Origin of the sequence: Sphingopyxis sp. 113P3 (assembly GCF_001278035.1) — a bacterium.
In the GTDB taxonomy this organism is placed as follows: domain Bacteria; phylum Pseudomonadota; class Alphaproteobacteria; order Sphingomonadales; family Sphingomonadaceae; genus Sphingopyxis.
This window is the reverse complement of the sequence record NZ_CP009452.1, coordinates 1,342,095-1,357,099: the sequence shown is the minus strand read 5'-3', so window position 1 is coordinate 1,357,099 and position 15,005 is coordinate 1,342,095. Positions and strand designations below refer to the sequence as shown.

Annotated in this window: 11 protein-coding genes; 6 read left to right on the top strand and 5 right to left on the bottom strand. The window is 64.9% G+C overall.

Annotation, left to right across the window (positions count from 1 at the left end):
* Positions 1-109: 109 nt before the first annotated feature.
* The 4 genes from LH20_RS06495 to LH20_RS06480 all read left to right on the top strand — a co-directional run bounded on the left by LH20_RS06495 (position 110) and on the right by LH20_RS06480 (position 5,384).
* On the top strand, positions 110-1,279 hold the full coding sequence (locus LH20_RS06495; protein WP_053553512.1) for an acyl-CoA dehydrogenase family protein: 1,170 nt from the start codon (positions 110-112) through the stop codon (positions 1,277-1,279).
* A complete protein-coding gene (locus tag LH20_RS06490; protein WP_053553511.1) occupies positions 1,279-2,487 on the top strand; it encodes a CoA transferase in 1,209 nt (402 codons plus the stop codon). The genes LH20_RS06495 and LH20_RS06490 overlap by 1 nt, the downstream gene beginning before the upstream one ends.
* A gap of 4 nt (positions 2,488-2,491) precedes the next feature.
* Entirely contained in the window at positions 2,492-3,706 is a 1,215-nt protein-coding gene (locus LH20_RS06485; RefSeq protein ID WP_053553510.1) for an acetyl-CoA C-acetyltransferase, read from the top strand.
* A gap of 82 nt (positions 3,707-3,788) precedes the next feature.
* Positions 3,789-5,384 carry an acyl-CoA dehydrogenase family protein gene (locus LH20_RS06480; protein WP_053553509.1) on the top strand — a complete coding sequence of 532 codons (1,596 nt, stop codon included), beginning with the start codon at positions 3,789-3,791 and terminating at the stop codon, positions 5,382-5,384.
* A gap of 9 nt (positions 5,385-5,393) precedes the next feature.
* On the opposite strand, the gene LH20_RS06475 is transcribed toward LH20_RS06480, so the two are convergent.
* Positions 5,394-7,421, bottom strand: coding sequence for a transglycosylase domain-containing protein (locus LH20_RS06475; RefSeq protein ID WP_053553508.1), 2,028 nt, complete (start codon positions 7,419-7,421; stop codon positions 5,394-5,396).
* A gap of 150 nt (positions 7,422-7,571) precedes the next feature.
* Positions 7,572-8,123, bottom strand: coding sequence for a helix-turn-helix domain-containing protein (locus tag LH20_RS06470; RefSeq protein ID WP_158501112.1), 552 nt, complete (start codon positions 8,121-8,123; stop codon positions 7,572-7,574).
* 584 nt (positions 8,124-8,707) lie between these two features.
* Here LH20_RS06470 and LH20_RS06465 point away from each other — a divergent pair.
* Complete coding sequence (locus LH20_RS06465; protein ID WP_053553506.1) at positions 8,708-9,439, top strand: M23 family metallopeptidase; 732 nt, start codon at positions 8,708-8,710, stop codon at positions 9,437-9,439.
* Between the two features lie 147 nt (positions 9,440-9,586).
* On the top strand, positions 9,587-10,504 hold the full coding sequence (locus LH20_RS06460) for a transglutaminase-like cysteine peptidase (protein ID WP_053553505.1): 918 nt from the start codon (positions 9,587-9,589) through the stop codon (positions 10,502-10,504).
* On the opposite strand, the gene LH20_RS06455 is transcribed toward LH20_RS06460, so the two are convergent.
* Genes LH20_RS06455 through LH20_RS06445 form a run of 3 tightly spaced genes read right to left on the bottom strand, consistent with a single transcriptional unit; the run spans position 10,501 to position 14,980 of the window.
* Positions 10,501-11,766, bottom strand: a complete 1,266-nt coding sequence (locus LH20_RS06455) for an HlyD family type I secretion periplasmic adaptor subunit (protein WP_053553504.1) — start codon at positions 11,764-11,766, stop codon at positions 10,501-10,503. The genes LH20_RS06460 and LH20_RS06455 overlap by 4 nt on opposite strands.
* Positions 11,763-12,845, bottom strand: coding sequence for a cell wall hydrolase (locus LH20_RS06450; RefSeq protein ID WP_053553503.1), 1,083 nt, complete (start codon positions 12,843-12,845; stop codon positions 11,763-11,765). The genes LH20_RS06455 and LH20_RS06450 overlap by 4 nt, the downstream gene beginning before the upstream one ends.
* A complete protein-coding gene (locus LH20_RS06445; protein WP_235527140.1) occupies positions 12,842-14,980 on the bottom strand; it encodes an ABC transporter transmembrane domain-containing protein in 2,139 nt (712 codons plus the stop codon). Before LH20_RS06445 ends, LH20_RS06450 begins: the two co-directional genes overlap by 4 nt.
* Between the last annotated feature and the right edge of the window lie 25 nt (positions 14,981-15,005).

Sequence of the window (15,005 nt, the reverse complement as noted above, 5' to 3'; positions counted from 1 at the left end):
CGATCTAGTTTTCATATTTGTGAAAATCAATTCTCAATATTGAAAATCCACGAGCGAAGGGTTAGCGCTCGAAGCATCGAATCGCACGGCGCTAGAAGGGATCGTTACGATGCAAAACCCCGGGATGGACCAGGAGGTTTTCGACCAGTTCCTCGAGCAGCTTTCGCGTTATGTGCGCGAGCGGCTCCTCCCGGCGGAAAAGGCGATCGTCGAGACCGACGAGATTCCTTCCGACATCCTCTCCGAAATGCGCGACATGGGCCTCTTCGGTCTCACCATCCCCGAAGAATATGGCGGGGCGGGCATGAATGTCAGCCAATATATCCGCACCATCCACACGCTTTCCTACGCGATGCCGGCCTTCCGCTCGATCATCTCGATCAATATCGGCATGTTTACCTCGGCGCTCAAGAATGGCGGAACCGAGGCGCAGAAGGCTGAATGGCTGCCGCGCATTGCATCGGGAGAAATCGCCTGTTTCGGACTGACCGAACCCGGCTCGGGATCGGACTCGGCAGGACTGCAGACGAGCGCGGTCCAGACCGACAACGGCTGGGTGCTAAGCGGCACGAAGCGCTACATCACCAACGCGCCTTTTGCGAAGGTCGGCCTGATCATGGCCCGCACGAGCAAGGAGAATCTGCCCAAGAACGCGCATGTCTCCGCTTTCATCGTGCCCTTTGACGTGCCGGGCGTGAGCGTCGGCAAGTCGGACAAGAAGATGGGCCAGTCGGGGAGCCACATTGCCGACGTGATCCTCGAGGATGTCCGCGTCGGCGGCGAGGCGCTGCTTGGCGGCGAACTCGGCAAGGGGTTCGCCTATGCGATGATGAGCCTCGACAATGGGCGCATGTCGGTGGGCGCGGCGGCGACCGCTTATGCCCGCCGGGCGCTCGACAGCGCGATCCGCTATGCAACCGAGCGCAAGGCGTTCGGCGAGCCCATCGCGAACTTCCAGCTCATCCAGCAGATGCTCGCGCAAAGCGAGATCGACATCTATGCGGCCGAATGCATGATGGAGGATGTGACCCGCCGCGCCGATGCGGGCGAGAATGTCCTGCGGAAAGCCGCAGCGTTCAAGGTGTTCGCAAGCGAGATGTGCGGCCGCGTCGTCGATGCCTGCGTCCAGGTTTATGGCGGTGCCGGCTATCTTGCCGAATATGACGCGGAACGCTTCTTCCGCGATGCGCGAATCTACCGCATTTACGAAGGCACGACGCAGATCCTCCAGCTCCAGATTGCAAAGCATATGCTGCGCGAGTTTGCGGCGGCGAACTGATGTACGATCTGCTGTCCGGCCTGTCGGTAATCGAGGCGTCCTCCTTCGTCGCCTCGCCCACAGCCGGCCTTTACTGCGCGCAGTTTGGCGCCGAGGTCATCCGCGTCGACCAGATAGGAGGCGGCCCCGATTACAGGCGCTGGCCGGTGACGACGGAAAACGCCTCGCTTTATTGGGAAAATCTCAATCGCGCCAAGAAATCGCTCGCGCTTGACCTTGGCCGGCCCGAGGGGCGCGAGCTGCTCCAAGAGCTCGTTCGGGCGACGGGTCAGTTCATCACCAATTTCCCCGTCGGCGGATTCCTCTCGCACGAAACGCTGGCGGCGGGGCGCGGCGACCTTATTACCGTGCGCGTGATGGGCTGGGCGGACGGATCGCCCGCGCTCGATTATACGGTCAACAATATGGTGGGTTACCCCATGCTCACCGGCGCCGGCCCCGAGCCTGTCAATCATGTCCTCCCGGCATGGGATCTTCTTACCGGCGCATACGCTGCCTTCGCGCTTCTGGCAGCGATCCAGCGGCGCAGCGTCAGCGGCGAAGGCGGCGAGGTCCGCGTCCCCCTCTCCGACGTCGCGATCGGGACCGTTGCCAATCTCGGCGGGATTGCCGAAGTTCTCTATTCGGGCGAGAACCGCCCCCGCCTCGGCAACGCCGTCTATGGCCTCTTCGGCCGCGACTTTGTGACGCGTGACGGGCAGCGGACCATGATCGTCGTCGTCACGCCGCGTCAATGGGCCAATCTGGTTGCTGCGCTCGGCCTTGGCGAGGCCATCGCAGCCCTCGAGAGCGAGCGCGGCGTCTCCTTCGCCAAGGACGACGGCCTGCGTTTCATTCACCGCGATGCGCTCTATCCCTTGTTTGAAAAGGCGATCGCCGAGCGCGACCATGCCGAGCTTGTCGCGGCCTTCGATGCAGGGGGCATCGTCCACTCGCCCTATCGCACCATGCTCGACGCGGTGAACGATCCGGTGCTTGTGGCCGATAATCCGATATTCGGACGCGCCGAAAACCCGAGCGGCTTTGCCTATCCTGCCGCCGGGGCCTTTGCGACCTTGCCAGACGCTGAGCGCCTGGCCCCGCAGCCTGCGCCATTGAACGGCCAGCACAGCGAGGAAATCCTCGCCTCGCGCCTTTCGCTTTCCTCGGGCGAGATTGCCCGCCTCGTCGACGCCGGCATTGTCGGCGTCGCCCCTACCGGAGACTGACCTCATGACCCTTCGCCGCGCCGCCATCGTTGCCCCGATCCGTACTGCCGTCGGCAAATTCGGCGGATCGCTTTCCTCGCTTACCGCCGGCGAGCTTGGCGCAGGGATCCTGAAGGCGCTCGTCGAGCGCACGAAGATCGATCCCGCGCGCGTCGATGACGTCGTCTTCTCGCAAGGTTATGGCAATGGCGAGGCCCCCTGCATCGGACACTGGTCGTGGCTCGCGGCGGGCCTGCCGCTCGAGGTCCCTGGCTACCAGCTCGACCGCCGCTGCGGTTCGGGCCTCCAGGCGATCGTCAACGCCGCGATGATGGTTCAAACGGGCATGTCCGATATTGTCGTCGCAGGCGGCGTGGAATCGATGTCGAATGTCGAACATTACACGACCAGCATCCGCAAGGGTGTGCGCGCGGGCAATCTCACGCTCCACGACCGGCTGACGCGCGGGCGGGTGATGTCGCAGCCGGTGGAACGCTTCGGCGTCATCACCGGAATGATCGAGACGGCCGAGAATCTCGCGAAGGACTATGACATCAGCCGCGAGGCGTGCGACGCCTACGCGGTTCGCAGCCACCAGCGCGCCGCGGCCGCATGGGCGAACGGGCTCTTCGACGATGAGCTGGTGCCCGTGACGGTGCCGCAAAAGAAGGGCGACCCGATTGTTTTCGCGCATGACGAGGGTTACCGCGCCGACGCCTCGATGGAGACGCTGGGCAAGCTCAAGGCGCTCGAGGGCGGCGTCGTCACCGCTGGCAACGCAAGCCAGCAGAATGATGCCGCGGCGGCCTGCCTTGTCGTCGCCGAGGACAAGCTCGACGAGCTCGGACTCGAGCCGATTGCCTGGTACCACAGCTCGGCCGCAGCCGGCTGCGATCCGAGCCGGATGGGCATCGGCCCGGTCCCTGCGGTCGAGCGATTGTTCGCGCGCAGCGGCCTTGGCTGGGACGATATCGACCTTGTCGAACTCAACGAGGCCTTTGCCCCGCAGGTTCTTGCCGTGCTCAAGGGCTGGGGCTGGTCGGAAAATGACAGCCGCCACGACATTCTCAACGTCAACGGCTCGGGCATTTCGCTTGGCCACCCGATTGGCGCTACCGGCGGGCGTATCCTCGCCAATCTGACGCGCGAACTTGTACGCCGGGACGGCCGCTTCGGCCTCGAAACCATGTGCATCGGCGGCGGCCAGGGCATTGCCGCGATTTTCGAGCGGGCGGTGTAAGAGGAAGCTGCGCTCAGACACGATTGGAGGCCGGCATCGGGAGCCGCCCCTTGGCTTTTGGCGGAGAAGGACCAGCTCAAGAATGCAATGGGATCTCGCTAATGCGCTCACCGCTGCGCGGTCCTTTCAAGCGGCCGCCGAGGCTGCGCTCGCGCAGCGGCTCGCGGCGCGTCCGATCGACGCCGAACAGCGCGCCGCACATGGTTTCGCCTGGGTCGCAACAAGTGTCGCGGCGCTCGAAGCAACGCTTGCGTGGCTCGAGAAGGGAGGAGGCGCGAACCCGCTCGACGCCAGGATCGCAGCGCTCGCATTCGCCGAAAGCCTCGGCCAGCTCACCGGCGGCCTGCCGATGGGACAGAATGAGATTTTCCGCCCCGCCGACCTTGGTCTCGGGAACGCGGCGCGCGCGCTCGCAGACGCGTGCGCGCCCCTTCTCGAAGCGGACCACGTCGCGCTTCGCGCCGAGGTTGCAGTCGCGCTCGCCGAGGGCCACTGGCCAAGCGAGACGCTGCATGATGCCGATCTCGATGCGATCCGCGACCAGTATCGCCGCTTTACCGATGCCGCGATCATCCCGAACGCGCATGGCTGGCACCTTCGAAACGCGCTCATTCCCGATGCGACCGTCGAGGCGATGGCGGAACTTGGCACATTCGGGGTCTGCATTCCCGAGGAATATGGCGGGCTCGGCCTTGGCAAGCTCGTCATGTGCATCGTCACCGAAGAATTGTCGCGCGGCTGGATCGGGACCGGCTCGCTCGGCACGCGCTCCGAAATCGCGGGCGAACTCATCGTCCACGGGGGCACCGAGGCCCAGAAGGCCGAATGGCTCCCGAAAATCGCAAGCGGCGAGATATTGCCCACCGCGGTCTTCACCGAGCCCGACACCGGCTCGGATCTGGGTTCGCTCCAGACGCGCGCGCGGCTCGAAGACGGCCGCTGGGTCATTGACGGGGCGAAGAACTGGATCACCCATGCTGCGCGCTCGGACCTCATGACCCTCCTCGCCCGCACGCGGAGCGATGTGAAGGGCTATGCAGGGCTTTCGATGCTGCTTGTACCCAAGCCCCGCGGGAGCGAGGACGAGCCCTTCCCAACCCCCGGCATGACGGGCAGCGAGATCGAGGTCCTCGGCTATCGCGGCATGCGCGAATATGCGCTGCAATTCGACGGGATGAGCGCCCCCGCCGACGCGCTCCTCGGCGGCGAGGAAGGGCAAGGCTTCAAGCAGCTGATGCGCACCTTCGAAGGCGCGCGCATCCAGACCGCGGCGCGCGCTGTCGGTGTGGCGCGCCGCGCGCTCGAACTCGGGCTCGACTATGCGAAGACCCGCAAGCAGTTCGGCCAGGCGATCATCCATTTCCCGCGCGTTTCGGACAAGATCGCGATGAGTCTCGTCGATTTCGTCATGGCACGCGAGCTCAGCTACGCCGCCGCGCGCGCGAAGGATTCGGGCAAGCGCTGCGACATCGAGGCGGGCATGGCAAAGCTGCTGGGCGCGCGCGCAGCCTGGTCAAATGCCGACGCCGCGCTCCAGATCCACGGCGGCAATGGCTATGCGCTCGAATATGAGATCAGCCGCATCCTGTGCGACGCACGCATCCTCAATATCTTCGAGGGCGCTGCGGAGATTCAGGCGCAGGTGATCGCGCGCGGGCTGATGAGCGGGCGGAACTGACCGCGAGGATCAGCGCGGCGGCGGCGCCTCGTCTGCCGGGCGATCTCCCCCGACGGGCAGGCGAAGATCGATGCGGCTGCCGCCGATCTCGGTTGAAATCACCGCATCGCCGCCCTCGACGCCGACGCTCGTCTTCTCGCCGATGGGAAGCGCGGGAATGTCGGGAATTTCAGGCAGGTCCTGCGGCTCGACTGGCCCGCGGGGATTTTGCAGGGGTCGGGGCTTGGCCCGCTCGCCCTTCGCATTCACCATGAAATCCCGCCAGATGCGTGCAGGAACGCCGCCGCCCGAGACGCCAGCCAGCGGTGAATTGTCATCATTGCCGATCCAAACGCCGACAACGAGGCCGTTTGCGTAGCCAACAAACAGCGCGTCGCGATTGTCCTGCGTCGTCCCGGTCTTCCCGAAATTGGGAACAGCGAGCATCGCAGCGCGCCCCGTCCCCTGGTTGATCGCGGCCCTGAGGAGCTGCTCCATATCCTTGTGTTCGCGCGAGCCGAAGCGGCTGGGCCCGAAAAGCAGGTGGGAAAACCAGCCCCGCTCCTCTGCCTTGAAGGCGCGCGGGACCACGGGGTAGCTCTTGGCGGCCACCGCGGCATAGGCCGCGGTGAGCTCCAGCAAGGTCATGCTCGACGTGCCGAGCGCGAGGCTCGGGTCGCCTTCGGGAAGCGGTGCGGTTACGCCAAGACTTCGCGCCACCTTGATCACCTTCTCGCTCCCGACCTTCTGGAACAATCGCACTGCGGCGACATTGCTCGACGTGGCAAAGGCGCGCTCGAGCGTGATCGTCTCCGAATAGGCGCCGCCGGCGTTCTTGGTCCGGTAGGATCCCGTCTCGATCGGTCCGTTTTCGATTTCGTCGTCGGGCCGCCACCCGTCGCGTAATGCCGCAAGATAGACGAAGAGCTTGAAGGTTGACCCCGGCTGCCGCCGGGCCTGCGTGACGCGGTTGAAAGGCGATGCGGCATAGTTGCGCCCGCCCACCATCGCGACCACCTCGCCATTGGGGCGCATCGCGACGAGTGCGACCTGCGCACTCCCAAGCGGTGCCCGGCTCACCGCGCGGCGCGCCGCCGCCTGGAGCCGCGCGTCGAGCGTCGTCCGGATCGTCCGGCGCGAATAGCCGACATCGCTGAGCTTGCGCGCCTCGGGGAGCGCCCAATCGGCAAAATAGGTCCCCGTCGGCAGGTCATTGCGCGTCCTCACATCGACGCTCGGGGCGCGAAGGCGCTTCGCCTCGCGTTCGCCGAGATAGCCTTCCTCGGCCATGGCGGTGAGGACGAGGCGCATTCGCTCCTCAGCAAGGCTGAAATTGCGCGTCGGAGCGAGCCTGGAGGGCGCTTTCACGAGGCCTGCGAGCATCGCGGCCTGGGCCGGAGTCAGCTTCTCGGGCTGGCGGTGGAAATAGTGGAGCGACGCGGCGCGCAGGCCATAGCAGTTGTCGCCGAAATAGGCGTTCGAGAGATAGCGCTCGAGAATCTCGTCCTTGGTAAGCCAGGCCTCGAGCCAGAAGGCAATGAGCGCCTCGCGTGCCTTGCGCCCGAGGGTCTGCTTTGGCGAGAGGAAGGTGAATTTGGCGAGCTGCTGGGTGATCGTGCTGCCGCCTTGCGTGCGCCCGGTCGTCAAGTTGCTCCACGCTGCGCGCACGATGCTGCGGGGGTCGATCCCCCAATGCGTGTAGAAGCGCCGATCCTCGATCGCGAGAAAGGCGCCCGTCACATGTTCGGGCAATTCGCGCACCCTGACGGGCGCCTCGACGATCGCCCCCATTCGCGCGATCGGCGTGCCATCGGAGGCGAGCAGGGTTATCTCGGGCGGTGCGATCGGCTCGAGCGATTTGGAAAGAGGCGCCGTGAGTGCAAGCCAGCCGACAAGGAGGATGAAGAGGAACACAAAAGCGGTGAGGCCGCGCACCGTCCAGTGAAGCCATCGGGGGCGCCGGCGCGCCTCGGGCGTGCTTTCCAGCGCCTCGCCTGGGGGCGCAGCGGTGAGATCCAGCGGCAGGGGCGGATCGCCGGAACGGTGAAAGAGCTTCATATCGCTGCCGTATTACACTTGCAACACAGCATAAGCAATCACGCCGGCAAGCCCCCTGCCTCGCCGAGGGGAATGACCGGCGGCGCCTTCATCTGGCTTTCGGCGCGCGCTCGTTCCTCTACGGCATGACCGGCGCTTTCGGGACGAGGCTCACAGGCGGATGGAGATATCGATCTTGTCGGGCGAAACGCCGGCGGCGCTCGCGATCTGATGCCGCGAATTGAGGATGAGATCGGGCAGTGACATCTGCTCGGAGAGGCCGAGGAGATCCGATACGCTCACGCCAAGAGCCGCGGCCACCATTTCGAGCCGCTTGTATTTTGGCCGGGACTTGTTCTTTTCCCACGCGCAGATCGCCGGGACGCTGACGCCGAGGCGCTCAGCAAGCTGCGCAAGGGTCATCCCTTTCGCGCGGCGGTATTGCGTAAGGCGCGTGCCGAGATCTTCCGCCGCCACATCGGCTTTGGCTGCCGCGGGAGGCGCTTCCTCAGGAAAGAGGTCCGAAGGCTTGACCGGATCGGAAAAGCGGCACCCCACCATATCGGGCGCGACCGAGATCACCTCGGCATCGATAGGACCAACGGGATCAAGGTCCATTTGCAACTGGTCGCCGACTCGCAGCCCATGATTCCTGGGGACACCGAAATAAAGTCCCCAGATGTGATCGGAGAGAAGTTCCGTGCCGGCCCTCGAACCGTTCACACCGCGCAAATAAATGCAGCGATCATGCCCTCCGGCGTCCCGGGCCGGCGTGATTTCGATAAATGGCAAAGCGCCCACCGGCCACCTCCCCGCACTTTCGACTGAGCGGGTCGCACGTGCCACCCCCCATGCATGAGGAGCTCGGCCACCGCCTTGCGATGCAACCCTTAATGAAACCTATTGTGCAACCCGGGACAAATCAACACAAAGTTGGATCGCATCCAGTAACCTGACCAAAGTATTGATATTAGGATATATTTCTCAAGTTACCGCCCCCTTGTCATGGTTAACGAAATGTAAGAGAAAGTTATAATCCGCGCGGCAAGCGGCGCGGCCTGTGGAGACGAAGCCCCCTCCCCCGCGAATGGAATCCGCGATCGGGCGCTTGACCGGGCGCCCGTCAATCCGGATCCGCCGCAGACAAGCAACGAGGTGTGCGGCCCCGTCCGGCACGCTGGCGGCGGCGTGGCGGCGATGGGCGCGGCGGATCTGCGCGCGCGCAAAAGGATTGCATATGGGTTACTTTTTCCGTGCCATACCACGCTTTGGAGGTTATACTCCCCGACCAAATGGGGTGGGGGGCGATGAAGGCTTTCACGGCAAAATCGATGCTGGCGTTCGCGGCGGCCATTGCGGCCGCCCCGTCGGCTGCCGAAGAGTCCGGCCCCTCCCTCGCGCATCCCTCTGGCGGAGTCTCGGCCAGCGGAGGCGCAAGCCTCATCCAGAGCAATGCTGTCACGAGCAGCCCCACTGCCCTTGCAAACAGGCAGGCTGACGCCGGTGGGGAGGCCGCCCCGGCGCGGGCGGTGATCACGATCGGGCCCCAGGGGGTGGCGGCCGGCGCACCGCGCTTTGCCGTTCGCTCGAATGTCGCCGACACCGGCCTGGTCGTCTCCTTCTCGTCGAGCCCGCCGCGCAGCGCGGTGCCGGGCGGTCCCATACCGTCGCTGCTCCCGGCGGGCGGGCGCCTCACCAGTTCCTTTGGCTGGCGCGGTGATCCCATGCATGGAGCGACCCGGTTCCATTCGGGCGTCGATCTCGCCGCGCCCGCGGGCTCGCCGATCAGGGCGACGCAGGCGGGGTCGGTGACAAGTGCCGGCTGGGCTGGCAATTATGGCTATATGGTTACGCTCGATCACGGAAACGGTGTCGAGACGCGCTACGCGCATATGTCCGCGATCAATGTCGAAGCCGGAAAGACGGTCAACCAGGGGGATATCATCGGGCTCGTCGGCTCAACCGGGCGATCGACGGGCCCTCATGTTCACTATGAAGTCCGGGTCGGCGGGAGGGCCACGAACCCGCTCGGCCGCTGATCGGCGCATTTTCAAGGCCTGATTTGCTTAAAGGCCGATTAACTACATCTCGCGACGAAGCCTTGATAGCTCGCCCTTATCCAGGGGAGCATGAAACGGTGGATCGCCCTTCGACTTCGGCCCCGTCCTGCGCTTGCGGCAGGAGCCTTGGCAGCGGCCTTGCTTGCCCCGCAAGGCGCGGCCGCGCAAGGCGCCCTGGCGCCGGCAGTCGCCGCGATCGCCATGTCCCACACAAAGCTCTGCAATGATCGCCCGTACGGCGTTGCCATCGCAGCGGCGCAGCCGATCCTTCCCGCTTTGCCTGCGAGCAAAAGCGTCGCCCTGTTGGGCGGGCAGCCCAGTGCGCTCGATCGCATCCGCGCAGTGCAAGCGGCCCCAAGCGCGCCCGCACCGGCAGCAGCGATGCCTCCAGCCGCCCACCCCGCCGAGCTTAAGCCGCTGGAACCCGCCGCTGGCGGCGGCCGCCTCGGGTCAGGCTGCAGCATGACTTCGGCGAGCGCGGTGCGCGCCGCGGCGCGCCCGCAGCCTTCCTATTCACCCCAGGATTTTCTCGCGAGCAAGCGCCTCGCCCTCGGGCGCACCTCGTTTGACGCCGCCTGGAAGCGCGTTCGCAACGAGCGCGTGCCCGCAAACTATGTTCGCGCCCTTGAGCAAAAGACGTCCGGCAGTCGCCAGGAAACGCTGGGCGTCGTCAATGCCTGGGTTAACCGCAAGATTGCCTTCACCGATGATCGCGACCTTTTCGGCCAGGCCGACTATTGGGCCGGCGCGCGAAAAACGCTCGCTCTCGGGCGCGGCGACTGCGAAGATATCGCGCTCACCAAGATGCAATTGCTGGCCGCAATGGGCGTCGCTCGCGAGGATATGGTCCTTACCATCGCGCGCGATCTTGTCCGCAATGCCGACCATGCCGTCCTCATCGTGCGCGACGGGGGACGCTATCTCATGCTCGACAATGCGACCGACGCGATCCTCGATGCGTCTTCGAGCCACGACTACCGCGCGATCATCAGCTTTGGCCAGAACAAGGCCTGGCTGCACGGCTACCAGATCGCCTCGCGCTAGCGTTCGGTGAGCGCCTCGTTGAACGCCTTGGATACGGGCTTCAGAAGATAGCTCAATATGCTCTTGCGACCGGTCAATATCTCGACGTCGCAGATCATGCCCGGGACGATCGGGAGGCGCTTGCCGGAGCGCATGATGTAGGATCGGTCGGTTTCGATCAGTACCGTATAATAGGTCTGGCGTTCAACTTCATCGAAGATGCTGTCGGCCGACACTTGCTGCACCGTGCCGCTTAATCCGCCGAAAATCGAAAAGTCATACGCCGTCACCTTGACGTTGGCGCGGTCACCGACCTTGATGAAGGCGATGTCGCTCGGCGCGATCCGCGCTTCCACGAGGAGCTTGTCGCCGATCGGGATGACCTGCATGATCGTCTCGCCGGCATTCACGAAGCCGCCGACGGTCGTCACCTGTACATTGTTGACCACGCCATCGGCGGGCGCGCGCAGTTCATTGCGTTTCTGGCGTGCCTGTGCGCCGCGGATCGTCTCTTCATTCACCGCCATGCGCGTCGTGACTTCGCTGCGTTCGCTCAGCGCCTGCTGGCGAAACTCCGACCTTGCCGAGCTCAGATCCTGCTGCGCCTGGGTGATGGCCGCCGAGGCGCGGCCGACCGACTGGCGCGCGGCGGCGAGCCGCCCCTGGACATCGACGAGTTCGCGCTGCGCCGCCAGGAGATCGGTCTGCGGAACGATATTCTGCTTGGCGAGCGGTTCGAGCATCCGCACCTGCTCGCGCGCGAGCCTCACGCTGTCTTCGAGCGCGGTGGCGGTTGCCTGCGCCTCCTGGAGCTCGCGGCGCCGCTGTTCAACCGCTGCCCCCAGGGCCCCTTCCCGCGCTCTTGCGGTGGCTACGCGCGCTTGCTGGAGGCTTCGCTCTTCGGCGCAAAGCGACCCCTCTTCGCACCCGAGCGCGCCGCCGCGGGCCTCCTGGGCAAGCCGCTGCGCCCGCACCGCGAGGCGCTCATTTTCGGTCTGCAATTGCCCAAGGGCGGAGGAAGATTGGGCATCATCGAGCCGGACAAGCAATTGCCCGCGCTTCACCGACTGCCCGCCGCGGACGAGTATTTCTGCAATCGTGGCGGGTTCTGCGGACTGAACCAGCTGCGCCTTGCTCGAGGGAATGACGCGCCCGGTGCCGCGCGTCACTTCGTCAACCGGCGCCAGGGCCGCCCATATAACGAAAAGGGCCATGCCGGCAGCAGCAACGGCGATGAGGCGCCGGCTCGAATCCCAGCTTTTGAACCGCTCGATCCAGGTCACGGCTTATGCTCCCGGGCCGCCGGACCGCTTGTTTCGTCCTCGGCTGCGGCAATCGCCGTCTCCGCAGCGGGGCTTGCCTGAACCGACACCGCCGTACGATAGCTGCTGCTCAATTGAACGGGATCGGGAAGCGTGAGACGCCAGCTCGTCGTCGTATCGAGCCGTCCCCCGACATCGGTGGCCGCATGGCGATCCTTGACGTCGGGAACCACGGTCAATCCAGGAACATAGGCTTGATTAGAGGCAGCGCCTTCCATTTCGCCGAGCATCGCCTGCCGCAATCTTTCAAAATCGAGGGCGGGGATCCGCTCGCTCCCGTTCCAGCGGTTGCTGAACGCTGCAGCGCTCCCTGCGCGCCCTGGAAAGCGATAGAATATATGCGTTCCGATCTTCTCGATCTTGCCGAGCGTAAAGGCCCAGCGCGGCAGGACATAATCGGCGTGATAATGGGTCGCGGACCCCACCTCGGGCACGGACGCGCCGGCCAGAGCTTCCCTTGCGACGCGTTCGGATTCGCGCCATTGCCGCGCCATCGGCGTGCGCAGCAGCGCCCCGTCGCAGGTGAAGCTGAACTGGCAAACCGGGGCGCTGGCGCCTTCATACACGACGCCGCACACCGAGTTTGGATAGGCGGGATGCCGAAGACGGTTGAGCACGACCTGTGCCACCGCACGCTTGCCGAGTTCGGGCTCATTGGCGGCCTCGTAATAGATTGCCTGGGTCAGGCATTTGAGCGCGGTTGCGTGCTGCGCTGAGCCTGCGGGAATATCCTTGAACCCGGCGAGGGCGACGAGCGCCTCGTTCGTCGCGGGAATTGCGGCATTGCGCGCCTGCGCCGTTTCGCCGGAGACGACCAGATTCTGATGCTCGCCCGTCGACATGGTCGGGATCTGGAGGCGGAGCGTTTCAGGGACTGGCGTCTCGACCGGGTCATCGGCAGGCGGAGAAAATTGCAGCCACCCTGCCGCCGCCCCGGCAAGCAGCAGCGCAAGAAAGGCGATCAAGAGCCAGCGCGATCCGCTGGCGGTCACGGCGAGCGGCCTCTTGGCCGGCCCGGGAAGTGAACTCGCGTAAGTCATGGCGTAATGCTTTCTGCAGCGCCCGCGGCCGCAATGACCTCTGCAATCGGTCCGTCTGCAACGACCCGCCCCCTGTCGAGCACGATCAAGCGCTGGCAGAGCGAAAAGAGCGCGGGCCTGTGGGTTGCAACGATGAGAGTCTGGCGCGGGGTCAGCGCATCGGCGAGGCGCTCGACGAACTGCTTTTCCGTCTGGCTGTCCATCGCGCCCGTCGGCTCGTCGAGAAACAGGAGTTCGCTTGGCGTCACGAGCGCGCGCGTGAGGGCAAGAAACGCCCTTTGTCCTCCCGAGAGGCCGCGGCCGCCTTCTCCGACCGCCCGGTCAAACCCGCCAGCATCGCGCGAGAGGAAGAGGTCGGCTCCCGTCGCTCTCATCGCCTCGACCAGTCGTTCGTCGGCAACAGGCCGCCCGAGCGACAGATTCTCCTTCACGCTCCCGGTGAACAGGGCGGCATCCTGTCCGACGAAGCGAAGCGCCTCGCGCACGACTTGCGGACGATATTGCCGGCTGTCGATCCCGCCAATCATCACGGCGCCCTCGGTGGGCGCATAAAGGCCGCAGATGACGCGCCCGAGGCTGCTCTTTCCGGACGCGACACGGCCCACGATCGCCACCCGTTCGCCAGGTTCGAACTGAACGTCGATGCCCGCGAGAGCCGAACTCTCGCTTCCGGGATAGCGGAAGCTCACATTCTCGAGCTTTATCGCGGGCGCCTTGATTTCGGTCAGAACGAGGCTGCTGCCCTGCTTGCGTTCGTCGCCGCCTTCAAAGAGGCGCTCGATGCTCTCCAACGTCTCCTGCGCCTGCCTGCCGCGGGTCAGCAGGAAGGCAAATTGCGCGGCGGGGGCGAGCGAACGCGATGACAGCATGACGATGGCAATGATCGCGCCCATCGTGATTTCGCCCGCGGCAAAGAGATAATAGCCGCCGATGATCAAGGCGATGGTCGAGACCTGCTGGAATACCTGCGCGAGCCCGATGGCAAGCGAGGAAATGTCGCGCAATTTCTGCTGCGAGTGGCTCCCGATTTCAGCAAGGCGGTGCCAGCGGCCGAGCATGCCGCCCTCGCTGGCCATGCTCTTCAGCGTCTCGGCTCCTGCGAGCGCTTCGACGAGGAGTGTCTGCTGCAGCCCGGCATCGGCCTGCGCATCGCGCGCGGCGGTCACCACCCTGCGCTGGAGCACGATCCCGGCCCCGATCATCGCCGCAATGATTGCCAGCGGCACGAGCGCGAGCCAGCCTGCGAGAATGGCCATCACGGCAACGAAGACCGCGAGGAAGGCAAGATCCATGATCAGGACCACGGTCGTTGCCGCATAGAATTCGCGGACAATCGCATATTCCGACACCCGCGCGGCGAGCGCGCCTGTATGGCCCCGGCGTTCCTCGAGCGGCGTTGCAAGCAGCCGCCCGAATATCTTTTGCGAAAGCCGGATATCGAGGTCGCGCGACACATCGTCGATGACCGCCGTGCGCGCTCTGCGAAGCGCAAATTCGAGCGCGAAGGCAATGATCACGCCGATGGCGAGCACCCAGAGGGTCGAACCTGCGCGATTGGGGATGACGCGGTCGTAGACGTTCATCGTGAACAGCGGCATCGCGATCGCAAGGATGTTGATCAGAAGCGATGCGAGGAGGACGGGCGAGAGGGCGCTGCGTTCCTTGCGCAGCTCGCTCCAGAACCAGTGGCCGCGCCCCTTTGCATGCCAGGGGGCTTCTGCCTCGCGCATCTTGTCGGGATCGCCGTAGACCGACAGGAACATGCCGCCAAATGTCTTGGCAACCTCGGCAAAAGGCTCCCACTCTTCGCGCCCGCGCTCCGCCCGCCAGACGAGCAGGTCGCTCTCGCGAATTTCGAGAAGAATCACAAACTCGCCCGACGCCATCTGGGCGAGCGCGGGATAATGCACCGCCCCGCGCGGGAGTTTCCTTGGCCGGCGCGGTTCATAGTTTAGGCCCGCGATATCAAGCGCGGCGCCTGCCTGGTGGGCGGGGAGCAGTCCCCGACTGTCACGCGGCAACTGGTCGAGTCCGGCGAGCGACTGGCCCCCGGCGAAGTGCCGCGAAAGTTCCGCAACACATTCGACGAGGGAATCGATCAGACGCCCTTCGATTGATTCCTCGATTTTGGACACAGAAATTTGCCTTAATTCGCCGGAG

Coding starts and splice junctions, on each gene's coding strand:
- LH20_RS06450 (WP_053553503.1), bottom strand. CDS start 12,845: ATGACTTACGCGAGTTCACTTCCCGGGCCGGCCAAGAGGCCGCTCGCC.
- LH20_RS06475 (WP_053553508.1), bottom strand. CDS start 7,421: ATGAAGCTCTTTCACCGTTCCGGCGATCCGCCCCTGCCGCTGGATCTC.
- LH20_RS06465 (WP_053553506.1), top strand. CDS start 8,708: ATGAAGGCTTTCACGGCAAAATCGATGCTGGCGTTCGCGGCGGCCATT.
- LH20_RS06485 (WP_053553510.1), top strand. CDS start 2,492: ATGACCCTTCGCCGCGCCGCCATCGTTGCCCCGATCCGTACTGCCGTC.
- LH20_RS06490 (WP_053553511.1), top strand. CDS start 1,279: ATGTACGATCTGCTGTCCGGCCTGTCGGTAATCGAGGCGTCCTCCTTC.
- LH20_RS06480 (WP_053553509.1), top strand. CDS start 3,789: ATGCAATGGGATCTCGCTAATGCGCTCACCGCTGCGCGGTCCTTTCAA.
- LH20_RS06495 (WP_053553512.1), top strand. CDS start 110: ATGCAAAACCCCGGGATGGACCAGGAGGTTTTCGACCAGTTCCTCGAG.